This is a genomic window from Glycomyces sp. NPDC047010 (assembly GCF_040644205.1).
In the GTDB taxonomy this organism is placed as follows: Bacteria; Actinomycetota; Actinomycetes; order Mycobacteriales; family Micromonosporaceae; genus Glycomyces.
In genome coordinates this window covers 406946-424554 of the sequence record NZ_JBEYVY010000006.1, presented here as the reverse complement: position 1 = coordinate 424554, position 17609 = coordinate 406946, and the positions used below count along the sequence as shown (strand labels likewise).

The following is a 17609-nucleotide window of genomic DNA, read 5'->3' as shown; positions in this document are numbered from 1 at the left end:
CGATCGGGTCGAACACCGAGAACCGGCGGGTGACGAGCGTCTGGAGCGCGGTGACGATCTCGGCCGCGACCGGGATCGGGTCGAGCGCGGTGTGGACGGGCACCACGGGTCGCCCGCCCAGCCGACCACCCATTCAGGCACCGGTTCTGGTTCGTCGATGAACCGGCAGATCACCTTCGGTCCGGCGCCGTCGTTGCACTCGATGCGGTACTCCGCAGGTCCCAGCGGATGCCCGTCCTCCCGGTAGAGGGCGAACACGGCCGGGCCGCGTCGGAAGTCCCCGAGCCACCCGTCCGAGTCCGGGTGCGACTCGCTCTCGGGGTGCTCAGCCTTCACAGAACCGCACCCGCCCCTCGGGCCGGGGCCGGTTGTCGATGGCGCGGCCGTTGTAGAACACGGCGAACGCGGAGTCCTCGAACCACGCCTTCCACTCGGGCGCGAACGCCCGCCACCCCTGCCCCCAGGTGGCATGCAGCTGCCCGGTGTTGAGCCCGGACACGATGAGCACGAGATCGGCCGGGTTGTCTGCGACCGAGACCTGGAACGAGTCCGGCGCGGTCCCCGATGACGCTCGGACGGTGAACCGGCTGTGCCGGTCCCCGAAGTTCCCCCGCACGAGCGGGTCGGCCCCGCGCGGATCGCGGTTGGGATTGTCGGGCGCGTGCGCGACAATAGATGTGGACACGGATTTGCCTCCGCTGTCTGTTAGGCCGGGGCGGGAACAAGGTCTGGAAACTGATGGACCCGCCCCGGCTGCTTATGGTGGAAGACGCGAAATGCCCGCTTCCGCGAACCCTGTCACCAGAATCCGGTGATCGACTTCTCACGCCTAGTTGGTATCATGGCACACACCATCGAGCTGAGCAATATTGCCTCGCTCGATCGGGCAGGATTCTGCTGTCGGTTCTCCGACAGAAGATTGGAGTAGCGATGGCGATCATCACCGGCCCAGGACCTTCACTCCGCTCGCAGTGGCTCGGGGACAAGCTCCGAGAGCTGCGCACTGCCAAGAAGATGTCCCTCCGGGTGGCGGGCGAGTACCTTCAACGCGATGCAAGCACCATGAGCCGCTACGAGAACGGTGAGTATCCGCTTCGCCGGGCCGACCTGGTCGCGCTCATGACGCTCTACGATGTCGCCGATCCTAAGGTTCGCGCCGACCTTGAGCAGATTTGCGAAGATGCTTGGCAGCGAGACTGGTGGGACAGTCACAAGGATGACTTCGGCAAGGACTTCATCAATGTGCCCTGGCTGGAAAGCCGCGCAGACCGCATCCTCGCCTACCAGCACTACCTGGTGTACGGCCTGTTCCAAACCCGAGACTATGCGATGGCGGTCATCGACCAGCTGCGATACGAGCAAGACACTGCGGACCAGATCGCCAGGTGGACTGATCTTCGAATGGATCGCCAGCAGATCCTGGATGCCGATGAACCGCCGCGAATCGAGGCGATCTTCGAGGTGTCGGTCTTGAAGCGCATCCCCGGCTCTGCGGAGATCATGCGCGTTCAGCTTGCGCGGCTGCTCGAACTCGGCGAGCGCGAAACAGTATCGATCCGGATCATCACCGAGGAATCCGGACCGCACAAGGGCTCCGATGGAAGCTTCATGCTCTACGAGCTGCCGGAGCCGTATGCCGCGGTCGGCCATGTCGAGACCCGGGCCGGTGGCCTCTATGTCGAAGCGCCCAGAACCAGCACCTTCGAGGCGGTGTGGCAGGATCTTGAACGATCGGCGCTAACGGAAAAGCAGTCGGCGAAACTGATCGCTGACCGGTTGAAGGAGATTCGATGAGCACCAATCAGCAGCTCTCGGTGGGTGAGCTCGCTGGAATCAACTGGCGGAAGAGCACTCGCAGCACGAGTGGCAGCGGCCAGTGTGTGGAAGCCGGACCCCTGGCCGACGACTCGGGCCGGGTCGCGGTGCGGCACTCGCACCACCCCGAGGGCTCGGTGATCGTCTACACCCGCGCGGAGTGGGTGGCCTTCCTCGCCGGAGCCAAAGACGGCGAGTTCGACTTCAACAACTAACCTTCCGGGCTGACATCCCCGGGCTCGATGACATGCCGCATCGTGCGCTGTCAAGTGAACCGCTCGGCACGCCCATCCAGCGAGTCCACGAAGTCGACTCGCACATACCAACCCGGCTCATCATCAGGCGGCGCGATCCCGAGAGTCCCCTGAACATAGTCGCCAAGCTCGGCTACCGACATCTCCTCAGATCGGTTCGGCCTTATCAGGGTCGTACCTGCGGTGGTGAGCGGTTGGCCGCCTATCGATGCCATCCGGGATCCTCGCCGCAGGGGATGGTCAGCCTACGAAAGTTGTTGCGACACCGCAACTCACAGCTGGTGCGGATACCGCCGGACCGGGTGATGAATGCCCGGACTCGCCGTCGAGGGCCCGTCGGAGAGCTTCCGACGGGCCCTCGACGGTGTGATGGTTCACCACCATGCGAAGCAGACGGTGTAGGCGTAGTCGGGGAAATCTCCGCTCTGCCAGGTGGCCCAGCCGTAGTCGCCGCAGTAGTCCGTGTCGCCGTACTCGTAGGTCCGACCGACAATGTAGATGTTGGAGGAGTCGCAGTCGGCGAACGCGAAGGTCATGTCGCCGTCCGGGCCGCTCGCGTACATGCAGTGGTCGACCTGGGCATAGCCCATGTCGTCCGGGTACTGGATGCGGAGGCACAGCAGGACGTCCGGCGAGTCGGGGTACTCGCGGATGACGATCGAGCCGTTGTAGAACTCCCATTCGGAGCAGTAGGCGGAGTCGTTCTCGCCCTGGATGCGTTCGAGCACCATGAGGGTGCCCTCGTCGCAGCCCGTCGGCATGTACTGGCCGTCGCCGTCGCGGGTGATGCAGTCGCCGACAGAGATGTCCGCCAGTGGATCCGGTGTCGGTTCGGGTTCGGGCTCCGGTTCGGGTTCGGGTTCCGTCTCCGGCTCGGACTCGTCGTCCGGCCAGGTGTTCGGTTCGATCCGGTAGTCGTCGGTCGGGTGCGCGGTCGCAGGGTCGTCGACCACGATGTCGTCCGTATCGGGGCTGAACGCGAAGATCGCGATGACCGCTCCGGCGATCACCTCGACGACGATCGCCATGCCGATGCTCTTGACGAACGGTTCGCCGACGGAACCGCCCCCGGGGGTCGCGGAGCCGGAAGTGGTAGTGCTCATTTCTCTTGCCTCGGATTCTCCTGCCCCACCGGCAGGAAGGGTGAAGCGGCGCGGCGGTGTGCCCTTACCGCCGCGCCGCGGTCCCGGTTACATCAGGGGTGTTGAAGGCTGGCCATGGCCAGCGGGATGAAGTGGTCCAGGTCGGCCTGGAGGCAGGCGGCCTGGGCGTGCTTGCCGGTGCATCCAGGAGCCCAGCCGCTCCCGTCGCCGTAGTCGACGAAGACGTGGTCGATGCCCGCGGCGGTCAAGTTCGCCGAGGTCACGACCGCGGTCTGGTACGCCCGGTTCTCCGCCACCGCTTGGATCGGGTTCTCGGTCAGGTCGCCGCCGTCGCCGGAGTACAGCGCCACCCCCATGCCGCGCAGCGACTCGACGTGCTGCGCCGGGCTGCGCTGGTTCCAGTTCCAGTCGAGCGGCCAGATCGGGGACCCGAAGATCGCGTCCGGTGCGACCGTCGGATACCCCCACTGGGACAGCTGTGTGGTGCCCAGGACGACCGCGCGCATCTCCTGGTTGAGCAGGTCGAGCGCGCCGGAGAAGCTGGCCGCGTACGCGAACAGGTCCGGCCTGCGCTCGGCGTAGGTGAGCGCCCCGTAGCCGCCCATCGAGTGGCCCGAGATCGCCCGGCCCTCCTTCGCGGCGATGGTGGAGAGGTTCGCGTCGATGAACGGGATGAGCTGCTCCAGGTGGAACGTCTCCCAGTTCTGCGCGCCCAGCGATCCGGGGTAGACCCAGTTCGTGTACCAGCCGCGACCGCCGCCGTTCGGCGCCACGGTGATCAGCGGTTCGTCCGCGGTCGAGGTCTCGACGGCGTCCTTGAGCCACCGCGTGTTCGGGTAGTCCGCGCCGCCGTGCAGCGTGTAGTGCACCGGGTAGGCCACCGCCGGGTCGTACCCGTCGGGGAGCGTCACCATCACCACGTGCTCGCCCGAGACCTGGCCGGGCAGGACCGTGAACGCCGGCACCTCCTCGGTGGTCACGGTGAACGTGAACGTGCGATCGCTGCCGTCGGCCCATTCGGGCTGGCTGATCACGGTGAGCCCGAAGGCGTCCGCGAACTGCGGCGGTGTGACGGCCGCGTTCGCTTCGGGGAGGGCGAAGACCCCGGAGGCTAGGGTGCCCGCGACGACTGCGGTCGTCAGTGCGCGAGTGTTCATGCCTCCGCCCTTTCGCGGAGGGCGGTTGCGACGGCCTCGGACCCGGTCGACGGTCGCCCGCCGGTGGGGAACTCGTTCTCTGCCATGTTCAGGACCTTCCTCGTGAAGGGCGGACCTTCGGGGCCCGCCAGTCCTCGGGTCCGCACCGTCGGCGGGGCGCCGACGTCGATCCACCGATCATGTGGTCGGTCCTGGTTCACGGCAAGTCGCAAATCATGACAAATGCGAACAAATCATATCGGCAACTTCGAGTGTCCGATCCTTGAAACTGCCATCAACAGGGGAAACGCCGTCAAGGTCGATCGCTGTAGGCCGTCGCGAGATGGTCCTGGAGGAGGGCGTGCCGGAACTGGTGGACGGCCCCGGAGCGGCGCATGGCGCCGCGTCCGCACGCGTCCTCCAGGAACGCGGGGAGCGTCCACGGCAGGCGCCCGGTGAGCGGCAGCCAGATCCGCCCGAACACCAGCCACTGCCCCCAGCCGGTGAACGCGAGGACGTAGCCGATCGGGCCGTACGTCCCGGCGTACAGGCCGAGTGTGATGGCGAGCCCGGCATCCCAGCTCCAAATCCCGAAGGGAAGCTGCCGCAGCAGGATGACCTCAGCCCAGTACACGACAGGCAGGGCGACCACGAGCACCGGTCCGAAGATCAGCATCTGCCCCAGCAGCGTCCGGCGGCTGGCGCGAACGAGCTCGGCCGGGCTCCGCACCGAGGTGAAGTCGAGCGGCCGCTCCAGCAATGCGATGGCCGCGAAGACGAAGCCGCCGCAGATCGCGGCCGGCAGCCCGTACGTGATGCCGTTGACCAAGGCGAAGGCAAAGGCCCCGCCCACATCGAGCACGCCTCCGAGGCCCAGCGCTATGGCGTTGACGATGTTGAGCCCCAACGGGAGCAGGAATCCGACGGCGAATCCGAGGCGGAAGCGGCGCGCGAGATCGCCCCAGGCCCGGGTCGGCCTCCCGCGCAGGCGCATCCGCATCCGCGACGGTTCGAACGCCGCGCCCCGGAACCGCGCGAGGAGGACGTGGGCGACGGCGAACGCGGCCCCGACCGAGATGTCGATCGCCACGCCCGCCACGAACCGGTCGGGCTCGAATCCCATGAGCACCATGGTGGTCGCGTCGAGAACCGCGAATCCGATCCCGAGTACCACCGCGAGCACGAGCATGCGCTCCCACTGCCGCAGCGAGCCGCCGATCCTCCACCACGCGAGGTCCTGCTCGCCGAGCGAGCGGAGATGCCGGGCGAGGTAACCGAGCCAGTGGCGCGCCCGTTCGACCTCGTACTGCGCCCCCTCGGGCTGGTCGCGGTAGACGGTGGGCACCAGCGTCCGGAGCAGGTGCTGCTCCACCGATTCGGCGGTGGAGAACTCCTTGTCGAGCAGCTCGGTGGGATCGCGGTCGCCGCCGTAGACCTCGTGGGCGAGGGACACCATGAGCGGCGTGGTGAACACCTTCGCAAGGCGGCCTTCGGGTTCTCTCTTGATGGCGTCGAGCACCTTCTGCCAGCGGTCCGGCGGGTACGCGCTCTGGAGCAGGTAGCCCGCGAACTGCCCGTGGGTGAGGTGTTCGAGCTCGATGACCGCGGCGCGGGACACCAGGGGGCGGACAGGATCGGCGACATCTGCGGCGTACTCCTCGGTCCGGCTGGTGAGGACCAGCGGCCCGGCGTGCAGGTTGAGTCTCTTGATTGCGGCGGAATGCAGGCCCTTCGCCATCTCGTCGAAGCCGTCGAGCACGGGAAGTATGCGGCCGGACGCGATGAGCGCGGCGGCCGTCGTCGAGCGATCGGGCATGGGCCTGAGCAGGTCGGGGTGATCGTTCTCAAGCTGCGTCGCCAGCCAGGCGTGCAGCTCGGTGCGCGGGTGCCACGATCCGAGCCGGAAGATCACGGGCACGGCCTCGTCCGGTCCGCGGTCCGCCAGCAGCTCTCGTGCGAGCCGCATGGCCAGCACGGACTTCCCGGACCCGGCCCCGCCCAGGACCACGAGCCGTCCGGAGGGGATGCGCCTGTAGGTCTCGGTGAGCTGGGGAAGGGACCCGTCAAGGTCGAGCGGGGGGTCGTACGTCGTCCCGAGGGTGTTCTCCTTGCGATCGGCGATCGCGGTCTTGACGGTCTGCCATGAGACAGGCAGCGAAAAGGGATCGTGGAGGCCCTGGCGCTCCTCCTCGTACTTGAGGTTTCGGCCCACTTCATAGGCGAGCTTGTCCGCCGCCCGGCGAAGGCGCCGAACGATGATCGACGGCTTGTCTTCGGACCGAGTCTTGCGTGCAGCTGCGACGAACTCCTTGTACTCCTCATCGGTGAGGCTGAAGGCGCTCTTGAACAACTCAAGCGTCTTCTTTCGCGGCCGGAGTACCGAGCCGCGCTCCCAGTTTCCGATCGTCTTCGTGGAGACATCGGTCAGCTCCGCGAGAGCGGCTTGCGAATAGCGGGAGCGATCGCGGTACTTCTTAAACAATCTGGTGAATTCGGAGACCTCAACGGGATCCGGAACGTCAGGGGGCACAAGAACAACCATACGATCCGTACGCGGATCGGTCATGCCTGAGAATACGGTGGATACCGCCTTTTCGGCGAGGTGTCGGATTTCCGACACAGGTCAGCCCGGTCAGACGCGGGCGAGGAGGGCGCTCCAGATCGGCCGGTGGTGCTTCTCGCGGTCGGGTCAGGGTTTAGTGGCGAGGTAGATGGAGTTGGAGGACTGGCCTCCGGTGTAGGGGTTGTCGAACCAGATTTCGCGGTTTTCGACGTCGGTGAAGACTTCGGTGAGGGCGGCCATGAACTCGTCGTCGGCGGGGTCGTCCGACCACATTGCGAAGCAGCCGCCTGAGCGCAGGTGGGCGGACACGGCGCGGAGGCCCTCGACGGTGTAGAACGCGGCGTGCGGCGAGTGGAGGACGTGGCGGGGGGTGTGGTCGATGTCGAGTAGGACCGCGTCGTAGCGGCGCTCGGGCTCGTCCGGATGGAAGCCCTGCTCGCTCATCGCGGCGGCGAAGAAGTCGTTCCGGTCCAAGCGGACCCGCGGGTCTGCGGCCAGGCCCGCGGTGTCGGGGATCAGGTCCTTGCGGTGCCAGTCGATGACCGCCTCGGAGTACTCCACGATCGTGACGGTGGCGATGCGGGTGTCTTCGAGGGCCGCCTGGGCGGTGTAGCCGAGGCCGAGGCCGCCGACGACGACGTCGAGGCCGGTGCCGGGCGTCCGGGCCAGGCCGAGGCGGGCGAGTTCGATCTCCGCGACGGGGAAGAGGCTCGACATGAGGAACTCCTCGCCGAGCTTGACCTCGTAGACCTCGCTCTGCGCCGTCTCGTCGTACCGCCGCCTCAGACTGATCTCACCCATCGGAGAGGGGCGCCAGTCCAGTTCCTCGAATCGAATGCTCACCCGCCAATCGAACCCCGCCGGTGGTCCCGTGCTCAACGCGGGTCGGCAGACGGAGGTCACACCCGGGCGAGGAGGGCTGTCAGGGCCGGGTTGGTCTGGGCCGTCCTCCAGGTGCAGAAGAGTTCCACGGTGTCGCGGGGCATGTCGGGGATGGTGAGGAATTCGAGGTTGGGGAGGGCGAGGGTGGCCGCGGAACTGGGGACCAGGGCCACGCCCAGACCGGCGTTGACCACGGCGGCGACCGTGTGGACCTGGCTGATGTGCTGGACGTAGCGGGGCTTGACGTGGGCGTTGCGGAACGCGGCGACGACGAGTTCGTAGAAGTACCAGGCTTCGCTGGGGGAGTAGGTCACCACGTCGTGCTCGGCGATGTCGGCCAACGACGGTGCTTTGCCGAGGCGCGTGAGCGGGTGCTCCTTCGGGGCGGCCAGGACCAGCGTGTCCGTGGCGACCAGGCGCGAGTCGAGGATTTCTGAGCGAGGGACCTGGCGGACCAGGCCGACTTCAATCTCCCCGGCGAGGAGCGCGTCCAGCTGGGCGTGGGTGACCATCTCGGAGAGGACCAGGTCGACTTCGGGGAGTTCGGCGGCGGCGATCTTGATCCATTCGCCGAGGACCGTGAGGGCGGAGACGGCCGTGAAGCCGATTCTGATCGTTCCGGCCGTTCCCGCCGCCACTCGGCGGGCGCGGAGTGGCGCCATTTCGGTGGCGGTGAGCAGGCGGCGGGCTTCTTCCAGGAAGACCCTTCCCGCGGGGGTGAGGTCCGCTCCGGTGGCGTTTCTGGTGAACAGGGCGAAGCCGATTGTTCGCTCAAGGCGCTGGACCTGACGGCTCAGCGGGGGCTGCGTCATGTGGAGGCGGGTCGCCGCGCGGCCGAAATGGCCCTCTTCGGCGACCGCGACGAAGCCGCGGAGCTGGTCGAGCGTGTAGCTGCCTTCGGTCATGCCTTGAAGGTATCGGGTGATGTCGAAACGGTGTTTGACGGGTATGGGAACTGCTTTTAGTGTCGTCCCATCCCTACGACCACAGGAGTTCCCCCCGAATGACCCGATTCGCCCCCGCGGAGATCCAGACGGCCCTCGGTTCCGGACTGCTGTCCTTCCCGGTGACGCATTTCCGCGACGACCTGTCGTTCGACGAGGCGGCCTACCGCGAGAACCTGGCCCACCTGGCGACCTACCCGGCCGCCGGGCTGTTCGCCGCGGGCGGCACCGGCGAGTTCTTCTCGCTCACGCCCCAGGAGACCGGGCAGGTCGTGCGGGCCGCCGTGAACGAGTCGGCCGGGGCGGTCCCGATCGTCGCCCCCGCGGGCCTCGGCACCGCGCAAGCGACGGCGTTCGCGAGGGACGCGGAGGAAGCCGGTGCTGACGCCCTGCTGCTGTTCCCGCCCTACCTGACCGAGGCCGGTCAGGACGGGTTGTTCGCACATGTGAAGGCCGTCTGCGACGCGACCTCGCTCGGGGTCATCGTCTACCACCGCGCGAATGCCGTGTACGAGGTCGACACCGTTGCGCGCCTTGCCGATGCGTGCCCGAACTTCATCGGGTTCAAGGACGGCGTCGGGGACATCGAGTTCATGACCCGGCTGTATGCGACGTTGGGGGACCGGCTGCTCTATGTCGGGGGGCTTCCCACCGCGGAGACGTTCGCGCTTCCCTATCTCCAGCTCGGGGTCACCACCTACTCCTCGGCGATCTTCAACTTCGTCCCCGAGTTCGCGCTCGCGTTCTACGAGGATGTGCGGGCGCAGAACACCGCCGAGGTGTACCGGCGCCTCCGCGAGTTCGTCCTCCCTTACCTGGAGATCCGCAATCTCGGTAAGGGCTATGCCGTCTCGATCGTCAAGGCCGGGATGCGAGCGGTCGGGCGGGGCGCCGGGCCCGTCCGACCGCCTTTGACCGAGTTGAAGGACGACGAGTTCGCCGCCCTCGCCGCCCTGATCGGGAAGGCCGCCGCATGAGCACGTTCCCTGAAGTCGACCAGGCCGTCGCCGCGGCGTCCGCCGCGTTCGGGTCGTACCGGCAGACGTCCCCGAGCACTCGCGCCGCGCTGCTCGACGCCATCGCGGACCGCATCGAGGCCATCCCCGAGCTCCCCGCCACGGTGCATCGCGAGACGCACCTGCCGGTCGCCCGCGCCGAGTCGGAACGCGGCCGCACCTGCAACCAGCTCCGCATGTTCGCCCGCCTCCTCGAAGACGCGGCCTGGAACCGTCCCCGCACCGCGCCCGGCGAACCGGACCTGCGGCTGCGGCACATTCCGCTCGGGCCCGTCGCCGTGTTCGGGGCCAGCAACTTCCCGCTCGCGTTCTCCGCGGCCGGGGGCGACACCGCCGCCGCGCTGGCCGCCGGGGCGCCCGTGGTCGTCAAAGCCCATGAGGCGCATCCGGGGACGTCAAGGCTCGTCGGCGCCGCGATCCGCGACGCGCTGAAGGAGCACGGCCTGCCGGAAGGGGTCTTCACGCTTCTGTTCGGCCCCGGCCGCACTCTCGGCCAGGCGCTCGTCGCGCACCCCGGGATCAAGGCCGTGGCCTTCACCGGCTCGCGCGCCGCCGGGCTCGCCATCGCCGCGACCGCCGCCGCAAGACCCGTGCCGATCCCCGTGTACGCCGAGATGTCGAGCGTCAACCCCGTGTTCCTCCTGCCGGGCGCGCTCGCCGCGGACGCCGAGGGGCTCGCGCGCGGCTTCGCCGCGTCCGCGGTCCTCGGGTCGGGGCAGTTCTGCACGAATCCCGGACTCGTGTTCGCGCGCAACGGGAACGGACTCGACGCGTTCCTGAAGACCGCCGCCGCGGTATTCGCCGAGACGCCCGCGCAGCCCATGCTCACCGACGGCATCCGCGCCGCCTACGAGGCCGGCCGCGACCGCCTCGCCGCCCTTCCCGGGACCGAGCTCCTCGCAAGCGGCACAGGCGAACCCGCCGCCGCGCTGTACCGGACCGACGCCGCGACCTTCCTCGCCGAGCCGGCGCTTCGGGATGAGGTGTTCGGAGCGACTTCGATCATCGTGACCGTCGACTCCGAGGTGGAGGTCCACCGCATCCTCGACGTCCTCGAAGGCCAGCTCACCGCCACCCTCCACACCGGACCCGGTGACGCCGAGGAGGCCGCCCGGCTCGTGCCGCGGCTCGAACTGCTCGCCGGGCGGATCGTCCACGGCGGCTGGCCCACCGGGGTCGCGGTCGGCCCGGCCACCGTCCACGGCGGGCCGTTCCCCGCGACCACCGACGCGCGCACGACCTCCGTCGGGACGCTCGCGATCGACCGGTTCCTGCGCCCCGTCGCCTACCAGGATCTCCCCGCCGAGCTCCTCCCGGAGGAGCTGCGGTGAGCAGTCCCGTCGTCACCGGTCTCCGCGTCGTCCCCGTCGCGGGACGGGACTCCATGCTGCTCAACCTGTCCGGCGCGCACGGCCCGTTCTTCACCCGCAACCTCGTGATCCTCACCGACGACTCCGGCGCGACCGGCGTCGGCGAGGTCCCCGGCGGGCAGGCCATCGCCGACACGATCGAGGACGCCCGGGAGTACGTGGTCGGCAAGCCGATCGGGACCTGGAACGCGATCCTCACCGAGGTCAGGCGCACGTTCGCCGACCGCGACGCCGCCGGGCGCGGGCGCCAGACCTTCGACCAGCGCGTCGCCGTCCACGCCGAGACGGCCCTGGAAGCGGCCCTGCTCGACCTCCTCGGGAAGTTCCTCGACGTCCCGGCCGCGGCGCTCCTTGGGGACGGCGTCCAGCGGGACTTCGTGCCGGTCCTCGGGTACCTGTTCTACATCGGGGACAAGGGGAAGACCGACCTCCCGTACCGCGACGGCGACGGGGACGCGGACGACTGGTTCCGCCTGCGCGACCAGGAGGCCCTCACCCCTGAAGGGATCGTCGCGCTCGCCGAGGCCGCTTACGCCCGCTACGGGTTCCGGGACTTCAAGCTCAAAGGCGGCGTGCTCCCCGGGGCTGAGGAGGCCGCCGCGGTCACCGCGCTCGCTGGGCGGTTCCCCGAAGCCAGGATCACCCTGGACCCCAATGGGGCCTGGTCCCTTGAAGCGGCAATTGCCCTGTGTCGTAACCTAAGCGGCATTCTTGCCTACGCCGAGGACCCCTGCGGCGCCGAGGACGGGTACTCCGGCCGCGAGGTCATGGCCGAGTTCCGCCGCGCCACCGGGATGCCCACCGCCACGAACATGATCGCCTGCGACTGGCGCGAACTCGGCCACGCCGTGCGCGCCGGCGCCGTCGACATCCCCCTCGCCGACCCGCACTTCTGGACCATGTCCGGCTCCGTGCGCGTCGCCCAGCTCTGCGAGGCGTGGGGCCTCACCTGGGGCTCCCACTCCAACAACCACTTCGACGTGTCGCTGGCGATGTTCACCCACGCCGCCGCGGCCGCCCCCGGCGCGATCACCGCGATCGACACCCACTGGATCTGGCAGGACGGCCAGCGCCTCACCAAGGCGCCCTTGCAGATCCGCGACGGCCGCATCGACGTCCCCGATGCGCCCGGACTCGGCGTCGAGCTCGACCTGGACCAGGTCGCGGCGGCGCACGAGCTGTACCTGGAGCACGGCCTCGGCGCGCGCGACGACGCCGCGGCCATGCAGTACCTGGTCCCCGGCTGGACCTTCGACCCGAAGCGCCCCTGCCTGGGCTGATTCCGTCCCTACGAACCGAAACGCCTGAACACTCAATGAGGAGTCGAGAAAGCATGAACCCCTTCCCCCGACGCGGGCTGCTCGCCGCGGCCGCCGTCTCCCCCTTCGCCGCCCTCGCGGCCTGCCAGGTCCAGGGAGGCGACGCGGCCGAAGGCGACTTCCCGAAGCGAGCCGTCGACTTCATGGTGCCCTTCGACCCGGGCGGGTCCGGCGACCTGATCAGCCGCGCGATCGCGAAGGCCGCCGAGGAGCCGCTGGGCGAGTCCCTCGCCGTCACCAACAAGCCCGGCGCGAACGGCGCCGTGGGCCTCAAGGAGCTGCTGTCGGGCAAGGCCGACGGCTACTCGATCGCCCTGGCCGTCAAGTCCCTGTTCGCCATCACGCCGCTCGCGGTCGAGGACCCCGACGCGGTCGTCATCGACGACCTGCGGATCATCACCACGCTCACGAACGAGGCGTACGTCCTCGTCGTGCACGCGGACTCGCCGTACCAGACCCTGGAGGACCTGCTCGCGGCCGACCACGTCAACTACGCGACCACCGGGGTCGGCACCGGCTCGCAGCTCTCGGCGCAGCTGTTGTTCACCGGCGCCGGGATCGACGCGACCGACGTGCCGTTCGACGGCGGGGCCTCCGCCGTCACGGCCCTGCTCGGGCAGGAGGTCGACGCCGTGTCCGCCTCCCTCGCCGAGACGATGCCGCAGGTCGAGGCCGGTGAGCTGCGTCCGATCGCGGTGTTCTCCGAGGAGCGCAGCCCGTTCCTCCAGGAGGTGCCGACCGCCGTCGAGGCCGGGTTCGACGTGGTCGTGGACCAGCGGCGCTTCATCGTCGCCCCCGCCGACGTCCCGGACGAGACCGCCGGGGTCCTCTCGCTCGCGTTCGAGGAGGCCCGCGAGGGCGCCGAGTACGGGCAGTTCCTCCAGGACAACTACATGGACCGCTGGGAGGTCGACAACCTGGAGGCCAAGACGCACCTCTCCGACGCCGCCGCCGAGTACGCCGCGCTGGTGGACGACGCCGGCCTCCAGCTCGGTGACGCATGAGCGAGGCCGTCATGTCCGATGCCGATGCGCCCCAGGAGGAGGGGATCGACGAACCGCGCGCGGGCGGGCGCGTCCAGGCCGTCGTGGCCGGGGCGCTGCCGATCGCGCTCGGCGCCTTCGCGGCGTGGCTCGCGTTCGGCCTGAAGATCGGGACGCTCACCTCGCCCGGCCCGGGGCTGTGGCCCCTGGTCGTGGCCGCGCTGCTCGTGGCGTGCGGGGTCGGGATCGTCGTGGTCGCCTTGTCCGCCAAGGTGTTCGAGGCCGCGCCCGCGAACGGCACTGAGGCGTTCACGCGCGGGACGGGCGCGGTGCTCGTCGCCGCGGCCGCGCTCGCGGTGTACGCGTCGCTGTTCGAGGTCGTCGGGTTCGAGGTGCCCACGCTGCTGCTGCTGTTCGCGTGGCTGCGGTTCCTCGGACGCGAGTCGTGGCTGTCGAGCGCGGTCGTCGCCGTGGTCGCCACCGCCGTCGCGTACGCCCTGTTCATCCTCGGACTCGGTGTGCCCCTGCCGCACATCATCGTGTTCTAGCCGGAGCGGACCATGGACTTCTCAACCGTGCTCTCCGGCTTCGCGGTGGCGTTCGAGCCGCAGAACCTCCTGTTCTGCCTCATCGGCGTCACCGTGGGGATGCTCATCGGCGTGCTCCCGGGCCTCGGCCCGGCCGCGACGATCGCGATCCTGCTGCCGATCACGTACACGCTGGAGCCGACCGCGGCGGTCATCATGCTCGCGGGGATCTTCTACGGCGCCCAGTACGGCGGCACGATCACCTCGGTGCTCCTGCGGATGCCCGGCGAGGCGTCCACAGTGGTCACCGCCCTGGACGGGCACGCGCTCGCCCGCAAAGGCGAGGCCGGGCCCGCGCTCGGCGTCGCCGCCATCGCCTCGTTCATCGGCGGCACCGCCTCGATCCTGCTGCTGACGTTCATCGCGCCCGCCCTTGCGGGGGTCGCGCTGGCGTTCGGGCCGGCCGAGTACACGGTGCTGGCGCTCATCGGGATCTTCCTGGTGGGCACGCTCGGCTCCGGCTCGCTCGTCAAGAGCGCCGCCGCGGCCGCGCTGGGCCTGCTCATCGCCACGGTGGGCCTGGACCCGCTGCTGGGGACGCCGCGGTTCACGTTCGGCACCGACCAGCTCGCTGACGGCATCGACTTCACGCTGGTCGCCATGGGGCTCTTCGGGGTCGGGGAGATCCTGTACAACCTGGAGCACCGCGACCGGCCGCAGCCCGCCGTGCCCGCCTTCGGGCGGGCGATCCCGAGCCGCCTGCACTGGCTGCGCTCGCGGATGGCGATCCTGCGCGGCTCGGTGACGGGTTTCGTGCTCGGCATCCTGCCGGGCGGGGGCGCGACGATGTCGTCGCTGGTGTCGTACGCCGTGGAGAAGCGGGTCGCGAAGGACCCGTCGCGGTTCGGCAAGGGCGCCATCGAAGGCGTGGCCGGGCCGGAGTCGGCGAACAACGCGGCGGCGACGTCCTCGTTCATCCCGCTGCTGACGCTGGGCATCCCGGCGAACGCGACGATGGCGGTCCTGTTCGGCGCGCTGATGCTGCAAGGGATCACGCCCGGACCGGGCCTGATGAACGAGCACCCGGACGTGTTCTGGGGCGTCGTCAACTCGATGTACGTCGGGAACATCCTTCTGCTGGCGCTGAGCATCCCGCTCATCGGGGTGTTCGTGCGGATGCTGAAGGTGCGCCCGGGGATCCTGGCGCCGCTGACGGTGGTCATCACGATGCTCGGCGCGTACTCGATCCGCAACAACGCCTTCGACATGCTGCTGATGATCGGGCTGGGGCTGCTCGGCTACGGGATGCGCAAGTTGGGGTTCGAGCCGGGGCCGTTCGTGCTCGCGTTCGTCCTCGGGTCGCTTCTGGAAGCCTCGTTCCGCCGGTCGATGCGCCTGTTCGGCGGCGACGTTACCGAGTTCGTGCAGCGCCCGGTGTCGGGGACGCTCGTCGCGGTCCTGGTGCTCACTGTCGTGGTCGTGCCGGTCCTGCGGACCGTGCGCGCCAGGCAGACTGAGCGGGCCGCGGCCGACTGATATGCGGTCAGGCGCCTTCGGGCCGGACGTATCCGAGCCGGCGGGACACCGTCCCGGCGGCCTCGGCCACGAGCGGCCCGAAGGCGGCGCCCGCGATGCGCGCGGTCGGACCGGCGACGCTCACCGAGCCGACGACCTCCCCGGCCTGGTCGAACACGGGCGCGCCGAAGCACGTGCTGGACGCGTCGAACTCGCCGCGCTCCTCGGACCAGCCGCGGAGGCGGATCGCCTCGACCTCGCGGCGCAGGCGCGCGGGGTCGGTGATCGTCTCGCCCGTGAACTTCTCCAGGGACAGTCCTTCGATGAGGACCCCGGACCGCTCGGGGCCCAGCCCCGCCAGGTACGCCTTGCCGACCGCGGTGGCGTGCAACGGCCTTCGCGCGCCCAGCTCGGAGCGGACCTGCACTGCGTGGCGGCCCAGCTCCCGGAACACGAACACGATCTCGTCCCCCGAGAGCACCCCGAGGTTCACGGTCTCGCCGGTGCGCGCCGCGAGGTCGCGCAGGAGCGGCGGGGCCGCGGCGAACACGTCCATGCGCTGCACGGCGGCCATCGCCATGCGCGCGGCCGCGGGCCCGAGGCGCCAGCGGCCGTCGGCGTGCGCGAGGTACTCGGCGGCCTGGAGCCGCTCCACGAGCCGGTAGACCGCGCTGCGGGACGCGCCGGTCGCCGCGACCAGCTCCGCGGTCGTGGCCCCGCCGCGCACCGTGAGCACGTCGAAGATCTCCAGGGCCCGGTCGAGCGAGCCTTTCGGGGGCGCCTCCGCGCGCGGCATGACCTCATCCTCCGCAGTCGTCGGCGGCGCACTTCGAGGAGGGGGCGCCGGTGTCCACAAGCGTAAACGCGGCCCGGCACGCCACCGTGCCGGGCCGTCCCTCAGCAGGTCTCGGTGGCCGTCGTCCAGGCCCGCGCCTGCCCGCTGATGCTCACGCCCAGGCCCGGACGCGACGGCACGACCATGCGCCCGCCCCTGGTCTCCAGGCGCTCGTCGAACAGCGGCTCCAGCCAGTCGAAGTGCTCGACCCACGGGTCGTGCTCGTACGCGGCCGCGAGGTGCAGGTGGATCTCCATGACGTAGTGCGGGGCCATCCGCACGTTCGCCGCCTCGCCCATCGCCATGATCTTCAGGAACGGCGTGATGCCGCCGACGCGCGGCGCGTCCGGCTGGATGAAGTCGGCGCTGCGGTGGCGGATCAGCTCGGCGTGCTCGGCGACGCTCGTGAGCATCTCGCCGGTCGCGATCGGCGTCGCGAGCTCGCGGGCGAGGTCGGCGTGGCCCTCCGCGTCGTAGGCGTCGAGCGGCTCCTCGATCCACGTCAGCTCGAACTCCTCCAGGGCCCGGCCCATGCGCACCGCGGTCGACCGGTCCCACTGCTGGTTCGCGTCGACCATGAGCGCGATGCCGTCCTCGCCGATCGCGTCCTTCACGGCCGCGACCCGTTTCAGGTCGATGCGCGTGTCCGGCTGCCCCACTTTGATCTTGACGCCGCCGATGCCGTTCGCGGCCGTCGCGTGCGCGTTCTCGATGACCTCCTCGATGGACGAGGACAGGAACCCGCCCGAGGTGTTGTAGCAGGCCACCGAGTCGCGGTGCGCGCCGAGGAGCTTCGCGAGCGGGAGCCCGGCGCGCTTGGCCTTGAGGTCCCACAGGGCGATGTCGAACGCCGCGATCGCCTGCACCGCAAGGCCCGAGCGGCCCACCGAGGCGCCGCGCCACACCAGCTTCGTCCAGATCCGCTGGATGTCGCTGGGGTCCTCGCCGATCAGCTCGGGGGCGATCTCGCGCGCGTGCGCGTACTGGCCGTCGCCGCCCGCGCGCTTGGAATAGCTGTACCCGACGCCTTCGAGCCCGGACTCGGTGCGGATCTCCGCGAACAGGAACGGGATCTCGGTGAGCGGCTTCTGCCGCCCCGTCAGGACCTTCGCGTCGCTGATCGCCGCGCGCAGCGGCAGCACCACCTGCGACACCGTCACCGAGGCGATCCGGTCGAGGCTCGCCTCGCCCCGTTGCAGCGCACTGAAATGCCGCTCGTTGACCTCGGAGGTCTCAGAGGCGCTGGTGAAGTCGAGGAACGTGGATTCGGTCAAGGGGTCCTCCCAGGACGAGAGTCCCGATGAACGGGACGGTATGTCGTTGAACGGGACTCCCTGAGCCTAGTTC

At 69.5% G+C, this 17609-nt stretch carries 16 protein-coding genes; 8 read left to right on the top strand and 8 right to left on the bottom strand.

Annotated elements, in window-relative coordinates:
* Window positions 1-325 precede the first annotated feature (325 nt).
* Window positions 326-685, bottom strand: coding sequence for a hypothetical protein (locus tag AB0A65_RS15235; RefSeq protein ID WP_359951588.1), 360 nt, complete (start codon window positions 683-685; stop codon window positions 326-328).
* A gap of 245 nt (window positions 686-930) precedes the next feature.
* Here AB0A65_RS15235 and AB0A65_RS15230 point away from each other — a divergent pair, with 245 nt between their 5' ends.
* The gene (locus tag AB0A65_RS15230) at window positions 931-1794 is read left to right on the top strand and encodes a helix-turn-helix transcriptional regulator (protein WP_359951586.1); all 864 of its coding nucleotides are present in this window, start codon (window positions 931-933) and stop codon (window positions 1792-1794) included.
* Window positions 1791-2030, top strand: a complete 240-nt coding sequence (locus AB0A65_RS15225; RefSeq protein WP_359951584.1) for a DUF397 domain-containing protein — start codon at window positions 1791-1793, stop codon at window positions 2028-2030. Before AB0A65_RS15230 ends, AB0A65_RS15225 begins: the two co-directional genes overlap by 4 nt.
* Before the next feature lie 413 nt (window positions 2031-2443).
* Here the strand turns inward: AB0A65_RS15225 and AB0A65_RS15220 are convergent, their stop codons facing one another.
* The 5 genes from AB0A65_RS15220 to AB0A65_RS15200 all read right to left on the bottom strand — a co-directional run bounded on the left by AB0A65_RS15220 (window position 2444) and on the right by AB0A65_RS15200 (window position 8658).
* Window positions 2444-3172 (bottom strand): hypothetical protein, encoded by a 729-nt coding sequence (locus AB0A65_RS15220; protein ID WP_359951582.1) that lies wholly within the window; start codon window positions 3170-3172, stop codon window positions 2444-2446.
* Between the two features lie 92 nt (window positions 3173-3264).
* On the bottom strand, window positions 3265-4329 hold the full coding sequence (locus tag AB0A65_RS15215) for an alpha/beta hydrolase-fold protein (protein WP_359951580.1): 1065 nt from the start codon (window positions 4327-4329) through the stop codon (window positions 3265-3267).
* Window positions 4330-4621: 292 nt separating this feature from the next.
* Entirely contained in the window at window positions 4622-6850 is a 2229-nt protein-coding gene (locus AB0A65_RS15210) for an NACHT domain-containing protein (protein ID WP_359951618.1), read from the bottom strand.
* Between the two features lie 147 nt (window positions 6851-6997).
* Window positions 6998-7714: a spermidine synthase gene (locus tag AB0A65_RS15205; protein WP_359951578.1), complete on the bottom strand. Its 717-nt coding sequence runs from the start codon at window positions 7712-7714 to the stop codon at window positions 6998-7000.
* A 56-nt stretch (window positions 7715-7770) separates the two neighbouring features.
* Window positions 7771-8658 carry a LysR family transcriptional regulator gene (locus tag AB0A65_RS15200; RefSeq protein ID WP_359951576.1) on the bottom strand — a complete coding sequence of 296 codons (888 nt, stop codon included), beginning with the start codon at window positions 8656-8658 and terminating at the stop codon, window positions 7771-7773.
* A gap of 98 nt (window positions 8659-8756) precedes the next feature.
* On the opposite strand from AB0A65_RS15200, the gene kdgD reads away from it, so the two are divergent.
* Genes kdgD through AB0A65_RS15170 form a run of 6 tightly spaced genes read left to right on the top strand, consistent with a single transcriptional unit; the run spans window position 8757 to window position 15448 of the window.
* Window positions 8757-9674: a 5-dehydro-4-deoxyglucarate dehydratase gene (gene kdgD, locus AB0A65_RS15195; protein WP_359951574.1), complete on the top strand. Its 918-nt coding sequence runs from the start codon at window positions 8757-8759 to the stop codon at window positions 9672-9674.
* Window positions 9671-11044 carry an aldehyde dehydrogenase (NADP(+)) gene (locus tag AB0A65_RS15190; protein WP_359951572.1) on the top strand — a complete coding sequence of 458 codons (1374 nt, stop codon included), beginning with the start codon at window positions 9671-9673 and terminating at the stop codon, window positions 11042-11044. The genes kdgD and AB0A65_RS15190 overlap by 4 nt, the downstream gene beginning before the upstream one ends.
* Before the next feature lie 53 nt (window positions 11045-11097).
* Window positions 11098-12363, top strand: a complete 1266-nt coding sequence (locus tag AB0A65_RS15185) for an enolase C-terminal domain-like protein (RefSeq protein ID WP_359951616.1) — start codon at window positions 11098-11100, stop codon at window positions 12361-12363.
* A gap of 53 nt (window positions 12364-12416) precedes the next feature.
* Window positions 12417-13406 (top strand): tripartite tricarboxylate transporter substrate binding protein, encoded by a 990-nt coding sequence (locus AB0A65_RS15180; RefSeq protein ID WP_359951570.1) that lies wholly within the window; start codon window positions 12417-12419, stop codon window positions 13404-13406.
* On the top strand, window positions 13403-13933 hold the full coding sequence (locus tag AB0A65_RS15175) for a tripartite tricarboxylate transporter TctB family protein (protein ID WP_359951568.1): 531 nt from the start codon (window positions 13403-13405) through the stop codon (window positions 13931-13933). Before AB0A65_RS15180 ends, AB0A65_RS15175 begins: the two co-directional genes overlap by 4 nt.
* A gap of 12 nt (window positions 13934-13945) precedes the next feature.
* Window positions 13946-15448 (top strand): tripartite tricarboxylate transporter permease, encoded by a 1503-nt coding sequence (locus AB0A65_RS15170; RefSeq protein ID WP_359951566.1) that lies wholly within the window; start codon window positions 13946-13948, stop codon window positions 15446-15448.
* A gap of 7 nt (window positions 15449-15455) precedes the next feature.
* Here the strand turns inward: AB0A65_RS15170 and AB0A65_RS15165 are convergent, their stop codons facing one another.
* Both AB0A65_RS15165 and AB0A65_RS15160 read right to left on the bottom strand, forming a co-directional pair.
* On the bottom strand, window positions 15456-16223 hold the full coding sequence (locus AB0A65_RS15165) for an IclR family transcriptional regulator (RefSeq protein ID WP_359951564.1): 768 nt from the start codon (window positions 16221-16223) through the stop codon (window positions 15456-15458).
* 101 nt (window positions 16224-16324) lie between these two features.
* The gene (locus AB0A65_RS15160; protein WP_359951614.1) at window positions 16325-17461 is read right to left on the bottom strand and encodes a mandelate racemase/muconate lactonizing enzyme family protein; all 1137 of its coding nucleotides are present in this window, start codon (window positions 17459-17461) and stop codon (window positions 16325-16327) included.
* Between the last annotated feature and the right edge of the window lie 148 nt (window positions 17462-17609).

Coding starts and splice junctions, on each gene's coding strand:
- AB0A65_RS15230 (WP_359951586.1), top strand. CDS start 931: ATGGCGATCATCACCGGCCCAGGACCTTCACTCCGCTCGCAGTGGCTC.
- AB0A65_RS15225 (WP_359951584.1), top strand. CDS start 1,791: ATGAGCACCAATCAGCAGCTCTCGGTGGGTGAGCTCGCTGGAATCAAC.
- AB0A65_RS15220 (WP_359951582.1), bottom strand. CDS start 3,172: ATGAGCACTACCACTTCCGGCTCCGCGACCCCCGGGGGCGGTTCCGTC.
- AB0A65_RS15215 (WP_359951580.1), bottom strand. CDS start 4,329: ATGAACACTCGCGCACTGACGACCGCAGTCGTCGCGGGCACCCTAGCC.
- AB0A65_RS15210 (WP_359951618.1), bottom strand. CDS start 6,850: ATGGTTGTTCTTGTGCCCCCTGACGTTCCGGATCCCGTTGAGGTCTCC.
- AB0A65_RS15200 (WP_359951576.1), bottom strand. CDS start 8,658: ATGACCGAAGGCAGCTACACGCTCGACCAGCTCCGCGGCTTCGTCGCG.
- kdgD (WP_359951574.1), top strand. CDS start 8,757: ATGACCCGATTCGCCCCCGCGGAGATCCAGACGGCCCTCGGTTCCGGA.
- AB0A65_RS15190 (WP_359951572.1), top strand. CDS start 9,671: ATGAGCACGTTCCCTGAAGTCGACCAGGCCGTCGCCGCGGCGTCCGCC.
- AB0A65_RS15185 (WP_359951616.1), top strand. CDS start 11,098: ATGCTGCTCAACCTGTCCGGCGCGCACGGCCCGTTCTTCACCCGCAAC.
- AB0A65_RS15180 (WP_359951570.1), top strand. CDS start 12,417: ATGAACCCCTTCCCCCGACGCGGGCTGCTCGCCGCGGCCGCCGTCTCC.
- AB0A65_RS15175 (WP_359951568.1), top strand. CDS start 13,403: ATGAGCGAGGCCGTCATGTCCGATGCCGATGCGCCCCAGGAGGAGGGG.
- AB0A65_RS15170 (WP_359951566.1), top strand. CDS start 13,946: ATGGACTTCTCAACCGTGCTCTCCGGCTTCGCGGTGGCGTTCGAGCCG.
- AB0A65_RS15165 (WP_359951564.1), bottom strand. CDS start 16,223: ATGCCGCGCGCGGAGGCGCCCCCGAAAGGCTCGCTCGACCGGGCCCTG.